This window comes from Nocardioides cavernae, from assembly GCF_016907475.1.
In the GTDB taxonomy this organism is placed as follows: Bacteria; Actinomycetota; Actinomycetes; order Propionibacteriales; family Nocardioidaceae; genus Nocardioides; species Nocardioides cavernae.
This window is the reverse complement of sequence record NZ_JAFBCA010000001.1, coordinates 3,451,843-3,466,367: the sequence shown is the minus strand read 5'-3', so window position 1 is coordinate 3,466,367 and position 14,525 is coordinate 3,451,843. Positions and strand designations below refer to the sequence as shown.

Below are 14,525 nucleotides of genomic sequence, written 5' to 3'. Positions count from 1 at the left end.
GCCATCTGGATCACGGTGGTAATTGTCTTGGCCGTCGCGATCTTGTCGTGACTGTCGGCGGGGTGACTGGCGGCGCGTTCCATCCCGTGGATCCGCGCCGCCCGTCGTCAGCCCCACCGATCCCAAAGCCAAAGGCGAGGCTGGCGAGGCCAAGCCGGCGCAGATGATCGGTCGGGGCGTTGAGGTCGTCGAGTTCGGAGAGGATCTGCTTGGGTCCACGCGCGCTGGCGTCGACTCGAGGGTGTTTGCCGGCGACCTCGCGTTGCCGTCGTGGTCGAAGAGGTTCTTCATCACCGCACGCCGCTGACCCGGCCCTGCTGTTCGGCTGCGCCTACGTGGCGTGACGGCTACGGTCCGAACATGGAGCCACCTGCCCGCAAGTCGGCCGCCGGCCATCGACCCGTCTCGTCGTCCTCGTGGCTAGTGCTGGGCGGCCTGATGGCGGCGGTGCTGTCGGGGTGCAGCGCCGCCCGCTCGGACACGGGTTCCGGTGACGTGTCGTGGCGCGACGCAGCCGACCATGCCGGCGATGTGGTGCGGGTGTGCGGGCCGCTGAAGAGCACCGGCTCGGACGGCAACGACCGGTTCCTCAACCTGGGTGCGCCCTACCCGCAGGAACCGCGGTTCACCATCGTCGTGTGGGACAACCCGGACAGCGTCGAAGCCGTAGACCCGGCGACGGCCTCGTACCGCGCCTGCGCGTCCGGAGAGGTGTCCATGTACGAAGGCGTGCCGCAGATCGAACTCGACGACGGGAGCGACATCACGCTCACCCGCCGCTGAACCTGCGAGGGCGAGTAAGGACGCAGCCTCGGCCAAGGTGACCCCGGGGACCGCGTCCTTCACGAAGCGCACGCGACTTGAGCCGCCACCGCCTCGCCGCCTACATCGAGCTTGCCTTGGGGAAGTGGATGGGTGGCGAAACGGTTGCCGTGCGGACTGTCTCCAGCATGACCACCACTTCCGCCCACGCCACGAGCCGTAATGACCGCCTAGAAGACTTTCGCAAGTTGCTGGAGAAACTCACGGAGCTGTCGAACGCCGAATTCGATGAACTCGACATCGGCGCGCTCATGCCGGTCGACATCTCCGTGCGCGTCCACGTGCGCCGCGCCGAGGAGCCGTCGGCCGCGGACCAGACGAGTGCACACACGTAGGGCCGGAGAGGTCGAACCTGCGCGGCAAGTGCAAGGTGTCGGGCATGGGCAGAACTGCCGGGCCCGCTCCGGTAGGTCCGGGAGATCTGTGCAATTGATTGCGTGGCGCAACTGAGTCCACACCGTGCTTCGGGACGACTCCACCGAGGAGTCCTTCCCGGAAGGCACGCCCCATGACTCTCTTCACCGACCGCTCCGTGTACAAGCCGCTGGCCGACAAGCTGCCGGCCCTGCGGCCGCGCTACGTCGACATCGCCCGCTACTCCAAGGCAGGCGAGGGCGGTGTAGCAGGTCAGCGGAGCGCCCACTTCTCGCGCTACGCCGCCGATCCCGACATCCAAGAACTTCGCCGCATCCCGGAGGCGGCCTGGGATCCGAAACAGCCCGAAGTGGGGGCTGTGCACGGCATCACGTGGATCTCCCTCTGCGACCTCCACCCGTCGCTCGATGGCCGCAACTCCTTCGCAGCCGTCACGTGGCGGGGTGAGACCGTCTTCGCCAGTGTCGAACTGTCCGCCGTCACGGCGCACATCCAGCGCGATGACGGCTCCGAGGAGAACGGATACACCTGGCTCGTCACATCTCTGCTCAACCACTACCGCAAGGCCGACGCTATCCGCTGGGCCGACGACCTCAAGCGCGCTGGCCGCACCGAGGTGTCGTGGGCGCAGATCAAGGAGAAGTGCCTCAACTACGACATCCTCATGACGTTCGGGGGCAAGGCTTTCGACCTCAGCGAGAAGTCCGACAAGGTTTCTCTTGACATCCTGAGCGCGGTCACCAGCTCCGACAACAAGGAGCGCCAGGAGATGCTGACGGGCAAGCGGATCGCCAAGCTCCACGATGGCGGCGGCGCAGTGCCCGAGCAGGGCCTGACGCGCGGGTGGAGGCAGGCGCGGGATCGTTGGGGCCGCCCCATCACCGACGGCCGAAAGGGATCCGTAGTCCCGGAAGGTGACGCGGCGATGATCCCCGTCATGCAGGCGCTCTTCGCGCGGCATGCCGCGGGAGACAGCTACCAGGACCTGTGGCGCCTTCTCGTTGACTTCGAGAAGGAAGGGCTTGTTGCTCGCCGTGACCACGCGAATCCCGACAACACCTACGCATCGGCGTCCACCGCCGTGAGCCGGGACGACGCGATCAGCCCGTTCTTCGCAATCTCCAAGTCCAAGCCGGCAACGCCCCCCACCGAGGAAGCCATCGCTCGCTACCTCGACGGAGAAGACCCAGCCGATGTCTTCGACCGGGACACACGCGTCTACCTGTCACGCGTCGAGCACATCCGCACCGGTCGGTACTTCAGGAGGCTCCGCAACGACATGAAGGGCATCACCGCGAAGGGGGTGAACGGCTACAAGCCCGAACTGCGCGACGAGCTGGACTTCAAGGGGGCGTTCTACGTGCTCTCCCAACCCTGGCCGTGGCCGGTCGACGAGGCCGGGAACGAAGTTCCGTCCTTCGGAATCGACGACCAGACCTGCCGTCAGGTCGGCGCCAGGCTCCTGCGCGAACTCATCGCGGCTCGGGAAATCGGGGGAGGACGTCCGCGACGAGACGGCTTGCGCCGCGTGTTTCAGGCGATCGCTTCGTGGCGAACCGAGCCCGGCGACCCTGCGAGCGTCTACGACAGCGAGCCGACGGCGTGGGGAGTGCGCGGCCGCACCCAGCGTGGCGGCAAGAACACCATATGCGTCATGCACCGGCCGGTCAGCGAAGACACGGGCGGGTGGGGCTACCTGCCCGATGCCGGTTCCGGATCGTTGGCAGAGCTGTGTGCCTCCGTCGCCCGCGACTGCGATGCGCGGGTGACGGCACTACTCGAGGAGAACACGCCCGTCACCCTCAACGCAGTTCGTCACCTCGGCGACGACCCCACGATCGCCTGGCGGGATCGCCTCGAGCGCCGTCAGAAGGAGCAGAAGGACAGCGAGGACGAAGAGGCTGGCTTCAACAGGTTGGCCGCCCGCGCTGAGGCTGCTGACGATGCCGCCAAGCGGGATGAGTACCTGAAGTCGGCGTCGATCGCGGCCGAGCGAGTCGCTGCGTTGAAGCTCGAGATCGGCGACATCGAGCGACAGTTGGAAGACCACCGGCTGCTGGGCTCGGACCACGACGCAGAAGGCGATGTCAGCATCCTGGCCTACCTTGTTGTTGCTCTTGAGAAGGCAGCGACCAACCATGGCCTTGCGGACGATCGAATCGGGAAGCTCTGTGACCGAACCTTCGCTGACTGGCGCTTCGTCCCCGACGGTGAGCACCTCTACTGGTCGTGCGTTGCGCGGATTCCGGTCACGTCCGGCCAGACGGTTGAGCTTCCGTTGTCCGGCACGATCCGGAACCTTCGTACCGAGACTGGGCGGAAGAAGCGCAGGCTCGCCGGCGCTGCCCGCTACGTCTTCGGCGAGGGCCGCAACGTGGACGAGGTCGCCGAGTTCGTTGGATGCATTCGACGCACCGTGTACCTCTACTACCTGATGCCCTGGTTGCGGGATAACGGTGTCACCTCACCCGGGCTCAAGTGCGCAGCCGTGGACCACCCGACACCGCTGGTGCGCACGATCCTGTGGCGCGTGGCCAACGGAGAGTCGTTGCTCGACATCCCGGAGTCCCCGGCGTATCTCGACCGCATCGCGTCGACGTACCGCGATCCGGACGGGTCGTGGGGCAACACGGCCGTCCCCGACGACACCGTGTGGATCCAGCGCGCCCTGGACATCCTGACCCACGACGAGGACGTGGCTAGCCAAGGGATGACGCTCCAAGAACTGGCCCTGCGGCTGGGCAAATCCGAGTGGAACGTTCGGCAGCTCGTCACGCCGCGAGCACGCAAGGCTGGCTTCAAGCGTCCTCGCTACTTGGAGTACGCGGACGCCGCGAAGAATCGAATTCGTCCGATCTCCTGCCCGCACGACGGTGTGCCGGCCGACTTCGTTTCGCTCCTGCCTGAGGTGGCCGCGAGCGGGGTTGGTGTGCTCTGTCGTCGCTGCCGGCGTGTGCCGGTCAAGGACCCAATCTGGGCAGCCACGCTCTTCCCAGCCGGGTACGTGACTGAGCTCTGGACCAAGAACCCGGCCAAGGCTTCCATCATGGACGTCGCCGGGACCGTCGCCGGATCTCAGGGGTGAGGGAGCCATGGGAATCGACCTACTGCCTCAGCCGTGGCAGAAGCGTCGGCCGTCTAGCTTGCCCGGACGGCAGGGCGACGCATGCTCTACACAATCCGGGTTCGGCTTGGCGTTCGCCTGACAGGACGGGATGAACGCTCCCCGGCCCCCCGTCGCTGCCGGACCCACTGCTCGATGTCATCGCGACGAGCAACACTCGTAGCGGGGCGAGCAGTACGGCCTCGATGTCGAGGGCTGCTGTCGGTCTCATCCGACACCATGTCTGTCATGAACGCCGGTGAACCCACGAGACAGCGAGGACGGGCGGCCGAGGGCGTGCGGTTCCACCCCGACGTCCTAGGTGGTCTGGAGGCCGAGGTCCGGACCGCACAGTTTCGAGCGCGTGTGGCCGCGAACGCCGAGATGTTGCGCCTGTACTGGACCATCGGCCGCACTCCTGTCCCAGCAGATCGGTGGAACCGGCGACGAGTCCGCGGTTGAGCCCGTCGGCGCAGACCTCAGCGCTGCGTTCCCGGGCATGCGGACATCGACGCGAGGCACGTCGAGGCCATGCGGCGCTTCGAGGCCGCCTACCCGCCGCACGACGATGGCACTCCGGCTCCCTTACCCGGCGCTGGTGCCTTGCCCTGGGGGCAGGTCCGCGTGCTGCTCGATGAGCTCAACGACGGTCCGACTCGAGACCGGTATGCCAACCGCGCGGTCGAACACGGCTGGTCGCAAGACGTCCTCGCACACCACATCCGCACCGGCCTCCATGGCCGAGAACAGGTCGCCCCGGGCACGGTGCCGTCATGAAGTACCACCTACAAGACCGACGCAACGTCGAGACGCCACGGAAGGTCGAGGTGCGGGTGCGTGCAGCGAAACAGCAGCGTGTCGAACTGACCGCGGGGAGCCGCGACTTCGTCGCGACCGTAACCACCTTCCTGTTCGGTGACGACCCTCTCGGCATCAACGCCGCGTCCAACACCGACGAGAACATCCGCGGAGATCGATCCGGGTTTCGAGAACCTGCCGGACCTCCTCCAGAAGGAAGCACTCGCTGACGAACTGAATTGGGACGCCTGGCCGACGTGAGGCTGTCTGGTTTGGCTTGACGCTCATGGACGCTGCGTCTCCCGATCAGCCGGAGCTGTTCGGAGGTAGTCCGATCTGGAGTCGGTACTTGTGCCCGAGCCTGGCGTCGTCCCGCCCCGTCACCTCGCCGACCCAGAGCGTGCCTCCTTCGTCGCGGACAAGCACTGAGTCGCCGACTGCCAGGTTCTGGTCGGCGTCAAGGTACACGTCGTGAAGGTACATGACGCCGATCCGGCGTGCCGTCGGTGACACCTCGAGCTCGAACATGGGGACGGGGGAGCGGTCCCAGCGGATCCGGACCTGTGCCGTGTTGTCGGCGACGGACAGTACTTCCGCCTCAACGGCGTCGGCTTCGTCGTCGACCAGGTAGACCGTCTCGCCTGGCGTGAGAGCAGTCCCCGGTGGGATGCGTGCCACGCCGTGGCCAGCACCCGTAAAGCTTGCCATGTCGGTGTGCAGGATCTTCACCATGCTCCTTCGCTGGTCATCGGGCGTAGGGAAGTGGTGGCGCTAGGTCGGGTTGAAGCACGGTCACAGGCGAGCTGCTCTGATCGCGTCGAGCAGGGCGCTGGAGTTCGGTCCGTCTGGTCGCCAGGAGGACAGCACCAGCTCTAGGGTCTCGTAGTCGGTTCGCCCGAGGAGGGACTCGAGGATCATCGTGTGCGGGAACGGGATGTGCATTCCATGGACGTACCACTTGCGCCAGCCGCCGGCGTAGTCGCGAGCCGGACCGTCGAAGCGGTGGAGCTGGTCGTGCCGGTGCCACTCGAGCGTGCCGTCGGCGTACTCGATGGCGGGACCGTCCTCGCGGTGAAGCTTCCCGTGGAGGTACCACCGGAGGTCGTCTCGCGAACCGTCCGACACAAGGGCCGGCCATCCTCTCGATGCAGCGCGCCGTCGACCCACCACTGCTGGTGATCGCCCTCGACGTTCGCCGGCCCCAGCTTCGCGGTGGCGCTTCCCCTCGAGCCACCACTCCTCCCAGCCACCGATGCCCGACGGGTCGGGCGGGACCACGATTGCGGGACCGTCGACGCGGTGGAGCTTGCCGCGCTGGCACCACCAGACGGGCCCGTCGGGGCGTCCGATGGCAGGTCCGTCCTCGCGGTGGTAGGTGCCTCGGGCAGGCATCAGGCCCACGCGCCGCCGTCGATCTCGCGGCGAGCGATCTGCGGTCACTTGTCGGTCCTCTCGTGGGATGTCTTTCGGGTGGACGCCGAGAGCGCCCTTGCGGTTGTGTGCGCGGAAGCGGCCGGCACACGAGGTGTGCCGGCCGCTGGGTACTACTCGAACGCGGGGATGCGCGCGAGGAGTTCGTGGATGCCGAACCGGCCGCTGCAGACGCTGCAGTCGAACCCGGCGGGCGGTTCGCCCCGGCCGTGGATCAGCGCTGCGTCGCGGATGGCGTACTCCGCTGCCAGCTCGGCGGCGAGGTCGAGGTCCGGCACCATGTTGAGCAGCGTCTCCTCGACCAGTTCGACCTGCTGGTCGAGGGAGGGTGCCTCCGTGACGCCAAAGCAGTCCGTTTGTGCGACCGTTTCGGCGAGGACGAGACGCTGCTGAGCAAGCCACGTGAATCGTCGTCCCCGGGCTCCGGTGAGCAGGGCTAGGACCTGCTGTTCGAGGTCGAGCATGGTGTCTCCATGGGTTGTGGCATCCGGACTCCCGACGGGGCCGCGATGCGGACACATGTCGTGCCGCTGGAGACCCGTCGTGGCGCAGCACCCAGGCGCAAGAGCGGCTAGATCACGAACTCAAGCGTGATCGCGATCTGGACGGCGATGAGCTCGGGCTGGTACCGACCCCACACGCTCACGAGCATCGGCAGGTCCGGGTCCACCCCGGCAAGAAGCTGGCCGGCTGCCAACAGGATGTCCTCGATGAGGTCATCAGGCACTCCACTCGTGCTGCGAGAGCTGAGCAGCTGGACCAGGCCGGCGTGGTCAGCACCCGCGTCCCTCGCCGTGGCGAGCGCCAGAGCGACCTGTCGTAGTGCCGGGGTCAGCAGGTGCCTAGGAGTCTCCATGAGGCGAAGGTCCGGCCCGAGGAACGGTCCGCAATGGTCTCCAGTGAGTTCTTCGCAGGAGGTAGGTCAGGTAGGTCACGGCAGTACCTGGAACGCGACAGGCACGCGAGTCCTCAGGACGTCCTCGGTCGTGCGCATCGATCGCATGTGGACCTCGGCCCGCGGGTCGCCAGAGGTCAGAGGCTGGCGCTCCTGCACCGCGAGAGCCGCGACGGCTTCTAGCGTCTCGATCCCGGCCTCCTCGAAGCACTCCACCCGGACCAGGGAGTAGTCGTACGCGTGACACCCCTCCACATCACGCAGGCGAACCAGACAGCTCAAACGAGCCCGGTCGCCGGCGCGGCTCGGAGGCAGCAGCAGAGCCGGAGACCGCCAGCCACCAAGGTACGGATAGGACGACTCGTCGATGAGCCAGTCCGTCGCGGTCGTCTTGATGACGCCGACCGCGTCGAGCCGCGACGCGTGCGGCGGAAGACTCCCGTCGACGACAACGAAGTGACCGGAAGCCCGAGGAGCTCCTTCGAGTGCGCGTTCTTCGAGGCGTCGTCGGGTTTCGTCGATCCAGCCGTCGGTGGCACTCGCCACGCCCCACGGCAGCAGGTCTGGAAGCGCAACCACCGGGACGTCTGAGAGCGCGGCCCGCACGAACTGCTCGTCCTGGACGCTGCACAGTACGGCCAGCCGCTCCTCAACGTTGAGCAGCCGGTTCCCGAGCACGGTGCCCGCGGCCAGGAAGACGAGACTGATGTCGAGCCGGTTCCTCCTCCCGACGAGGGCACGGCGCTGCACGGCATCGAGAAAGCCGATTGGCTCGAGCGGGGCCGCCTCGATCATCCGGGGTGCGGCACGTTCGACGAGCATGGCCGTCCGGCGGTACTGCGTCGACGTCGCAGATCCCCGTGCGCGAGACGCCCCCAGGTTGCGGATGAACGTCTTCAAGTCCACGGGCCCCGTCGGCGGCCACGGGCTGGGTTCGAGCGGAGCGGTGTGCTGGCGGGTCATGGCGGTCCTCCAGTGCGGGCTCGGCGGGCGAGCGGTCAGTGATCTGACGCGGCCACGGTGTAGCCGGTGGTGGCGCACGCAGTCGAAGGAAACGGCGCACAGTGAGAGATGTGCACGAGGGGTAGGCGCAGCCGCGCGACATCTCCCAGGTGTTCTACGTGGCGAAGGGCTACACCGAAGCGGGGCCCTGGCGCTCGGGCGCCTCGCCGTCATAGTAGGTCAGCCACTCCGGCCACTCATCGACGTCCGTCGGCACGTCGAGAGCTCCGTAGTCGAGCAGGCCGAAGGTCACCTGTTGGAAGAGCAGCCTCGCGTACCGGCGCGCTTCGTCGACGTCGTGCACGAGCGCTCGCAGTGCCTCCCGCCCGTGGGCGAGCGTGGCAGCCCGATCCTCGAGGGAACCTTCTGCCAGGTCGGTCAGGCTGCCTTCGATGCACGCCTCCGGGGTGTCCCAAGCGTTGTGCGTGTGGGGCGGCGTCAGCGGCGGTGCGGCTTCGCCGTCCAGCCTGCGCAGGAGCGCGTCGTATCGGCGCTGCAGCGTTGCGATGGTCAACTCGGCGGCATGGGCGTTCTCCGGCGTTGGCGCGGCCGTGTAGTCGAGGAACGCAGCCTCGGCGGTGTGGTCGTGGTCGTAGTAGGTCATCGGCGTCTCCGCCTCGTCTCGTGGGTCGTGCACGGCAACTCGCCAGACGAGCTACCCGGCTCACGGCTCATGTCCCCCCAGCAGCCATGGCCACTCCGATACGTCGCCAAGGAAGATGCGAGCTCCCGGCTCCAGGTGGCCGTAGAGCCACGCCCGATGCGACGCGCCTCGAGCACCTCCTCCTCGGGGCGCTCCACTTCAGCAAGGAGCGCAAGCGCCGCATCTCCGAGCTGCTCCGCGACGTCAGCAGGTGCGGCCTCGTCGGGATCGAGGCGCAGTTGAGCGAGCCACGTGGCACGTTGGCGCCAGTGTGCGCGTTGGGCGGGGGTGCTCATGGCGGACAGGATCGTGGGAGACCACGACATTTCTACGCACCTCTGTTGCGGGCTGTGGATCTGGAGGCGCTGTGGGTCCGCGGAGCCAACGTGCCGGTGGGTGGTTGCGGAGATCCGCCATGTCGGCACCAGGGCGACCGTGGCTATGCCATGGGCAAAGCTTGCGCGACCATCCCAACTCCACTAATCTGCAAGTGTCAAAGTCACAGAAATCGCAAGAGAAGGGATGGTCGCCATGCACAGGATAGAGGTCGACGAGGAGGTCTACCGCTTCCTTGAGGGGCACGTCCGCGGGTTCGAATCGCCGAACACGGTGTTGCGACGGCTGCTGCTGCCGGACGCCGCGGTCGAGATCCCGCAGCCGGAGCCGACCGTGATGCCGGGTCGACTGCTGCCGCTCATTGAGGCGGGGCTGATCAAACCGGGGGACTCGCTGGAGCACCGTCAGGTGCGCAAGGGTCGGGACTTCGGGGCGATCGTGGACAACCACGGCTGGACCGTCACAGAAGTGAACTCATACCGGGAGCCCTCGCCGGCGTTGCGCGACTTGGTGGGGTCGCAGATCGACGGTTGGGCGAACTGGACCCACGTGCTGTCCGGGAAGACGCTGCGGGAGCTTCGTGAGGAACTGCGGAAGTCCGCATCGGGCGAGTGAGGTGACATGCGGGAGCCCCGGAACCATCAGGTTCGGGGGCTCTCGCATGTTCGGCGTCAGGTCCGGTTGAGGGAAGTGGCGTCGACGAAGATCCACGCGCTCCTCCTCGCTCTTGCGTTCCGACGCGGGCCCGCACTCGCACACACTCCTGAGCCTCCGCAGCGGCAGAAGGCCACATCCGACGCGACGGCCTCGCAGTTTCGTCAAGACGGTCCATTCGGTCGGCCCCTCAACTACCGTCAGCCAAGAAGGTAAAGACTGCGGTGGGAACGGAACGGGAGACAGGTGTCGACGAAGGTCATCGGGGGCGGGTCGAGTGCGGTCGCAGCCTCAGCGCACGCGGCGTGCGCGCGGTTCCGTCGCACCGACCCGCTGATCACCGGAATGTCACGCAGAGCTTTGGCGGAGAAGCTCGGTCATCCGGACACGTCCGGCCGGATACCCGACGCTCGCTGGATGCGCGCCATGACGTTCGAGCGGCTGGTCAAGAACGAGGCGTTCGCCAGTCAGACGGTCACCACCACCGTCGGTGCGGTCGGGCTCAACCGGCCCAGCGAGGTAGTGATCGCGGATGCCAAGATTAACAAGGACCGCACAGCGGACCTCCTTTCAGCGGCCCACCAGCGGGCCATCGGGGACGGTGCTGCGACCCTGATCCACCAGCTGGCCGTTCCGTTCGCGGGCTTCGAGAACACCAGCGCGACCGACGTCAAGCCCGACTTCGCCGTCGTTGCTCCGACAGTCGACCAGAGCGGATCCTGGCTCGTTGTCGGGGACGCAAAGGACTACGAGCGCCACCGCTCGCGGGTGGAGGACTCACGCCTCCTGAAGGGATTCCTCCAGGTCGCCGTCGGCGCCGAGTCCGCCGCGGCGTGGTCCAAGCTCCCCGCCGGCATGAGCGTCCACCGGTACGGCGCCCTCGCGGTCCCGCGTAACGCGTTCCTCCAACCAGAGGCACTCGTGGAGGACTTGGCCGACCACCGTCGCGAGGTCGCGATGCGGATTGCCGAACGTCGAGCAGAAGCGAAGGACGCTGCGTTCGACCCGAGCGAACTCGACCTGTTCACCGAACACCTCGTCGCGACCTTCGACCCCGGGTCCTGCCCGTCGTGCTCGCTGTTCGCGTACTGCCGCGCCGAACTGCGCAAGTCCGCTGACCCCACCGATGTGCTGGTTGAGATCGGCATCCCGCGCGACGTCCGGCCGCTCGTCGCCGGGATCGTCGACGGCACCGGCCACATCGGCGCGGCGCAGCCGTCCCTCATCGCCCAGGTCGTCGCCACCAACGCAGGCGTCGCCCAGCAGACGAAGCAGCGACGCGTCGATCCAATCGGCCTCCCCGGCACCGTCAACTTCGTGCTCGCCAAGGCCGACGCCGCGTCCCTCGGCGTTCACGGGATCGGGATCCAGGTCGTCACCGCCGACGGCCCAGGAGACTGGATCCAGCATGTCTTTCCCGAGCCGCAGTCGCCGCAAACACGTCGCGCCGTCGTCCGCGTCATCGGGTCCGCTCTCACCAAGGCGATCAAGGACCGTCGTCTGGCGGATCCGGACAACCCTGAACCGGTCCACCTCGTCGTGCCGGACAAGATGACCGCCGACGTCCTCGTATCCATCGCCGACAACCTGGCCGGCCTCGAGCTGAGTCGCCTCCGCTGGGCGCAGGACAAGCTGATGGGCCGCCCCCAGCTGACCTTCGACGGCGAGCCAGCACAGGTGCCGCTCCGCCTGAGCGAGGACGACCGCACCGCGGTCGCGTTCCTGCTCGAAGACGACCGCGCTCGCGCGATGACCCTGCGCTCGCCGATCGTCAACGCCCAGGAGGTGCTCACCCGTCACCACGTCGTAGGCGGCCCGACGGTCAGCGCCCTGCGTCTGGACTACGTCGTCGCGTGGTTCCTCGAGGGCAGCGCCGTCGACCACCGCAACCTCTCCGACGAGATCGAGAACCTCGAACACACTCCGGGCGCCCGGCTGACGAACACCCAGTCCAATGCCATCCACGCGACGATCTCCGGTCCGGAAGAGCGTCGCAACCTGGCCGAGTACGACCGACTCGTCCGCGCCGAGCTCACCTACAAGTCCGACGTCCTGACGAAGGCGATCGAGATCCTCGACAACGATCAGCCGTCCCGCCTGCGCGACGTGCACCGCACGATCGAAGCGGACGCCCAGGCCGTCTGGCAGCGCCGCTTGCGCCTCCACGCCTCCGACCTCGTTCGGTTCGGACGCACCTATCGTTGGTGGCGCAACGCACTCGTCGAGCCGATCCAGGACGACCAGAAGTGCCGCGACCAGCTCCTTGCGCTCGCCAACCCGCAGGCCGCCCAGGACCTGGCCTCCGACGCCGGCCAGCGGATGGTCGCGTTCGCCGACGTCGTCTCCGTCGACCCGCTCGTCCTCGACGTCCACTCGCGGCGCATCGCCGCCGGCTCGTCGGTGGTCCTGCTCCACGTGAACGACGACCCCTGCGTCGAAGACCCGGCTGTCGGGCTGAAGGTGCAGGGCGGGTCCTTCCAGTTCCAGGGGATGGCAATCGGGCCACTCAGCAAGGACGGCATCGACGAGGACGCCCCACGCGGACACCTCTCTTGGGGGGCCGCGATCGCCCCCACCCTCGCCGTTCGAGATCGTGTCGTGGTGGCCGACTGCGACTGGTTCGCGGGCACTCCCTACAGACGCAACCTGAACGTGAAACGGCCCGCCGTCGACGGGCACGCCGCGCCGAAGCCCGACTGTCTCACCGCCGGCTACTCCGACGACCCCGACGCCCACGCCTACTGCTGCAAGCCGCACGAGGTGAACGAGGCCGAGTGGTCCGACACACTCGCCGAACGTCGCGCCGCGGGCCTCCTCAACCCGCAGACCTGGCCCCCGGTCCGCAACGACGACGCGTTCGAGGCCGCAGCCGCCGGACAACCCCAAGGCGACCCGTACGCAGAGGCCCCGGTCAGTTCGCCCGCCGATCTCACTGAGGACGACCTCGACTGATGGAAACGTTCACTCCACCCGCCGAGACCGCGACGGGCGTGCACCACGCCGCAGCGGCAGCCGGCAACACCGCCGTCGCGATCGAGGCGTCGGCTGCCCTCCAGGCCGCCCTAGCCGGGACGAGCGACCACCGGCGCGTCCTGCTGAAGGCCGCCGCCGGCGCGGGCAAGTCGTTCGCGCTCAAGCGGCTTGTGCAGGACGCCGTCGCTCACGAACGCTGCTCTCGGGTCGCGATCATCGCGTTTACGAACAAACAGATCCACCCGCTCGCCGTCGACATCGCCAAGGCGATCGGCAAGGACTACGTGTGCATCTTCGTGAAGAAGGGCACCGTCAACGACCTTCCCGATGACGTCATCAAGCACGTCACGATCGCCGAGAAGACCTCGGAGATCCCCACCGACGCGAAGGTCGTGGTCGCTACCAGCCACAAGCTCGGCGCGCCGAGCGAGCTGCGCCGCCAGAAGGACGCACTCGGGCCCGGCCGCAACGGCGACGCCCCCTACGACGTGCTGTTCGTCGACGAGGCGTGGCAGCTTCCGCACTACCTGTTCGACCGCGTCAACAAGGCAGCACCCCTGTGGGTCGGTGTCGGCGATGTCGGACAGCTCCCGCCGCTGGAAGTCGGCAGCAATCCGTGGCGCGGCGACCCCGGTCACAACCCCTACCGCGCCTGGCCGACCGACTACACCGACGGCAAGGACCCCGACCACACCTGGGAGCGCGAGCTCCCGGCCGTGTGGCGCCCGCCCGCCGGAGCGCTCGCCCTGTGGCGAGCGTTCTACCCCGAGTGGGACCGACTCAACTGCGTCGCCGCGCCCGGCGACCGCAGCCTCACAACCCAGGTCAACGGAACCGCCGCCGAGGTGTGGCGCTCGGTCGGCAGCGGCGTCCCCACCCTGCTCGAGGTCGACGGCCTACCGCCCGCCGAGGCCGCCGACATCGACCTGCCGCTGGTGGAGTACGTCGAGGCGCTCCTCGACGAGCTGTTCACGGCCGGATTCACCCTCGAACGGGCCGAGTACGACGACACCGGGGCCCCGACCGGCGAACGCGACACGTGGGAGCTGAGGACCCACACCGGAGACCCCTTGGTCGCGATCCTGGCGACCCGGAATCAGGCGGTCGATGACGCGGCCGACGCCGTCGACCGGCTCCGCGACAAGCACGCCCTGACCGACAAGGACATCGTTGCCTCCACCGTCGACTCGTGGCAGGGCCAGACCAACGGCATCACGATCGCCATCCACCCGCTAACCGGGGCCGGTGAGCTCAACGACTTCAACTCCGCGTTCGGCCGCCTCGCCGTCACCTGTACCCGAGCGACCCACGGGCTGCTGATGGTCAGCCGACCCGGCCTCGACACGCTGCTCGGCGAGGCGCCGGCCCGCCCGGGCAACCCGTACGGCGAACCCGGCAACCGGCAGCTGCCGCGCCAGACCCACCGACGCATCCTCGACACGTTCGCCCGTGCCACCATCACCTACACCCCAGACGACGTTGCTCAGGAGTAA

The 14,525-nt window shown here is 67.7% G+C and carries 14 protein-coding genes; 8 read left to right on the top strand and 6 right to left on the bottom strand.

Annotated elements, in window-relative coordinates; genetic code table 11:
* The first annotated feature begins 270 nt into the window (after nt 1-270).
* From JOD65_RS16240 to JOD65_RS16220, 5 genes are all read left to right on the top strand, one after another.
* Nucleotides 271-783, top strand: a complete 513-nt coding sequence (locus tag JOD65_RS16240; protein WP_191195943.1) for a hypothetical protein — start codon at nt 271-273, stop codon at nt 781-783.
* 167 nt (nt 784-950) lie between these two features.
* On the top strand, nt 951-1,157 hold the full coding sequence (locus JOD65_RS16235; RefSeq protein ID WP_191195942.1) for a hypothetical protein: 207 nt from the start codon (nt 951-953) through the stop codon (nt 1,155-1,157).
* 173 nt (nt 1,158-1,330) lie between these two features.
* On the top strand, nt 1,331-4,282 hold the full coding sequence (locus JOD65_RS16230) for a hypothetical protein (RefSeq protein WP_191195941.1): 2,952 nt from the start codon (nt 1,331-1,333) through the stop codon (nt 4,280-4,282).
* A 525-nt stretch (nt 4,283-4,807) separates the two neighbouring features.
* Nucleotides 4,808-5,077 carry a DUF1016 N-terminal domain-containing protein gene (locus tag JOD65_RS24205; protein ID WP_372440154.1) on the top strand — a complete coding sequence of 90 codons (270 nt, stop codon included), beginning with the start codon at nt 4,808-4,810 and terminating at the stop codon, nt 5,075-5,077.
* On the top strand, nt 5,074-5,328 hold the full coding sequence (locus tag JOD65_RS16220; protein ID WP_191195939.1) for a hypothetical protein: 255 nt from the start codon (nt 5,074-5,076) through the stop codon (nt 5,326-5,328). Before JOD65_RS24205 ends, JOD65_RS16220 begins: the two co-directional genes overlap by 4 nt.
* Nucleotides 5,329-5,404: 76 nt before the next feature.
* Here JOD65_RS16220 and JOD65_RS16215 read toward each other — a convergent pair whose 3' ends face one another.
* The 6 genes from JOD65_RS16215 to JOD65_RS16190 form a co-directional block, all read right to left on the bottom strand.
* Nucleotides 5,405-5,830: a hypothetical protein gene (locus JOD65_RS16215; RefSeq protein WP_191195938.1), complete on the bottom strand. Its 426-nt coding sequence runs from the start codon at nt 5,828-5,830 to the stop codon at nt 5,405-5,407.
* 60 nt (nt 5,831-5,890) lie between these two features.
* Nucleotides 5,891-6,223 (bottom strand): hypothetical protein, encoded by a 333-nt coding sequence (locus JOD65_RS16210; protein WP_191195937.1) that lies wholly within the window; start codon nt 6,221-6,223, stop codon nt 5,891-5,893.
* A gap of 419 nt (nt 6,224-6,642) precedes the next feature.
* Nucleotides 6,643-6,993, bottom strand: coding sequence for a hypothetical protein (locus JOD65_RS16205; RefSeq protein WP_191195936.1), 351 nt, complete (start codon nt 6,991-6,993; stop codon nt 6,643-6,645).
* Between the two features lie 107 nt (nt 6,994-7,100).
* Nucleotides 7,101-7,385, bottom strand: coding sequence for a hypothetical protein (locus JOD65_RS16200; RefSeq protein ID WP_191195935.1), 285 nt, complete (start codon nt 7,383-7,385; stop codon nt 7,101-7,103).
* 75 nt (nt 7,386-7,460) lie between these two features.
* Complete coding sequence (locus JOD65_RS16195; protein WP_191195934.1) at nt 7,461-8,387, bottom strand: hypothetical protein; 927 nt, start codon at nt 8,385-8,387, stop codon at nt 7,461-7,463.
* 169 nt (nt 8,388-8,556) lie between these two features.
* Nucleotides 8,557-9,030, bottom strand: a complete 474-nt coding sequence (locus tag JOD65_RS16190) for a hypothetical protein (protein ID WP_191195933.1) — start codon at nt 9,028-9,030, stop codon at nt 8,557-8,559.
* 561 nt (nt 9,031-9,591) lie between these two features.
* Here JOD65_RS16190 and JOD65_RS16185 point away from each other — a divergent pair.
* The 3 genes from JOD65_RS16185 (at nt 9,592) to JOD65_RS16175 (ending at nt 14,525) form a co-directional block, all read left to right on the top strand.
* Nucleotides 9,592-10,020, top strand: coding sequence for a restriction system modified-DNA reader domain-containing protein (locus JOD65_RS16185; RefSeq protein ID WP_191196240.1), 429 nt, complete (start codon nt 9,592-9,594; stop codon nt 10,018-10,020).
* Nucleotides 10,021-10,476: 456 nt separating this feature from the next.
* Nucleotides 10,477-13,011 carry a hypothetical protein gene (locus JOD65_RS16180; protein ID WP_204811234.1) on the top strand — a complete coding sequence of 845 codons (2,535 nt, stop codon included), beginning with the start codon at nt 10,477-10,479 and terminating at the stop codon, nt 13,009-13,011.
* Complete coding sequence (locus tag JOD65_RS16175) at nt 13,011-14,525, top strand: AAA family ATPase (protein WP_191195931.1); 1,515 nt, start codon at nt 13,011-13,013, stop codon at nt 14,523-14,525. The genes JOD65_RS16180 and JOD65_RS16175 overlap by 1 nt, the downstream gene beginning before the upstream one ends.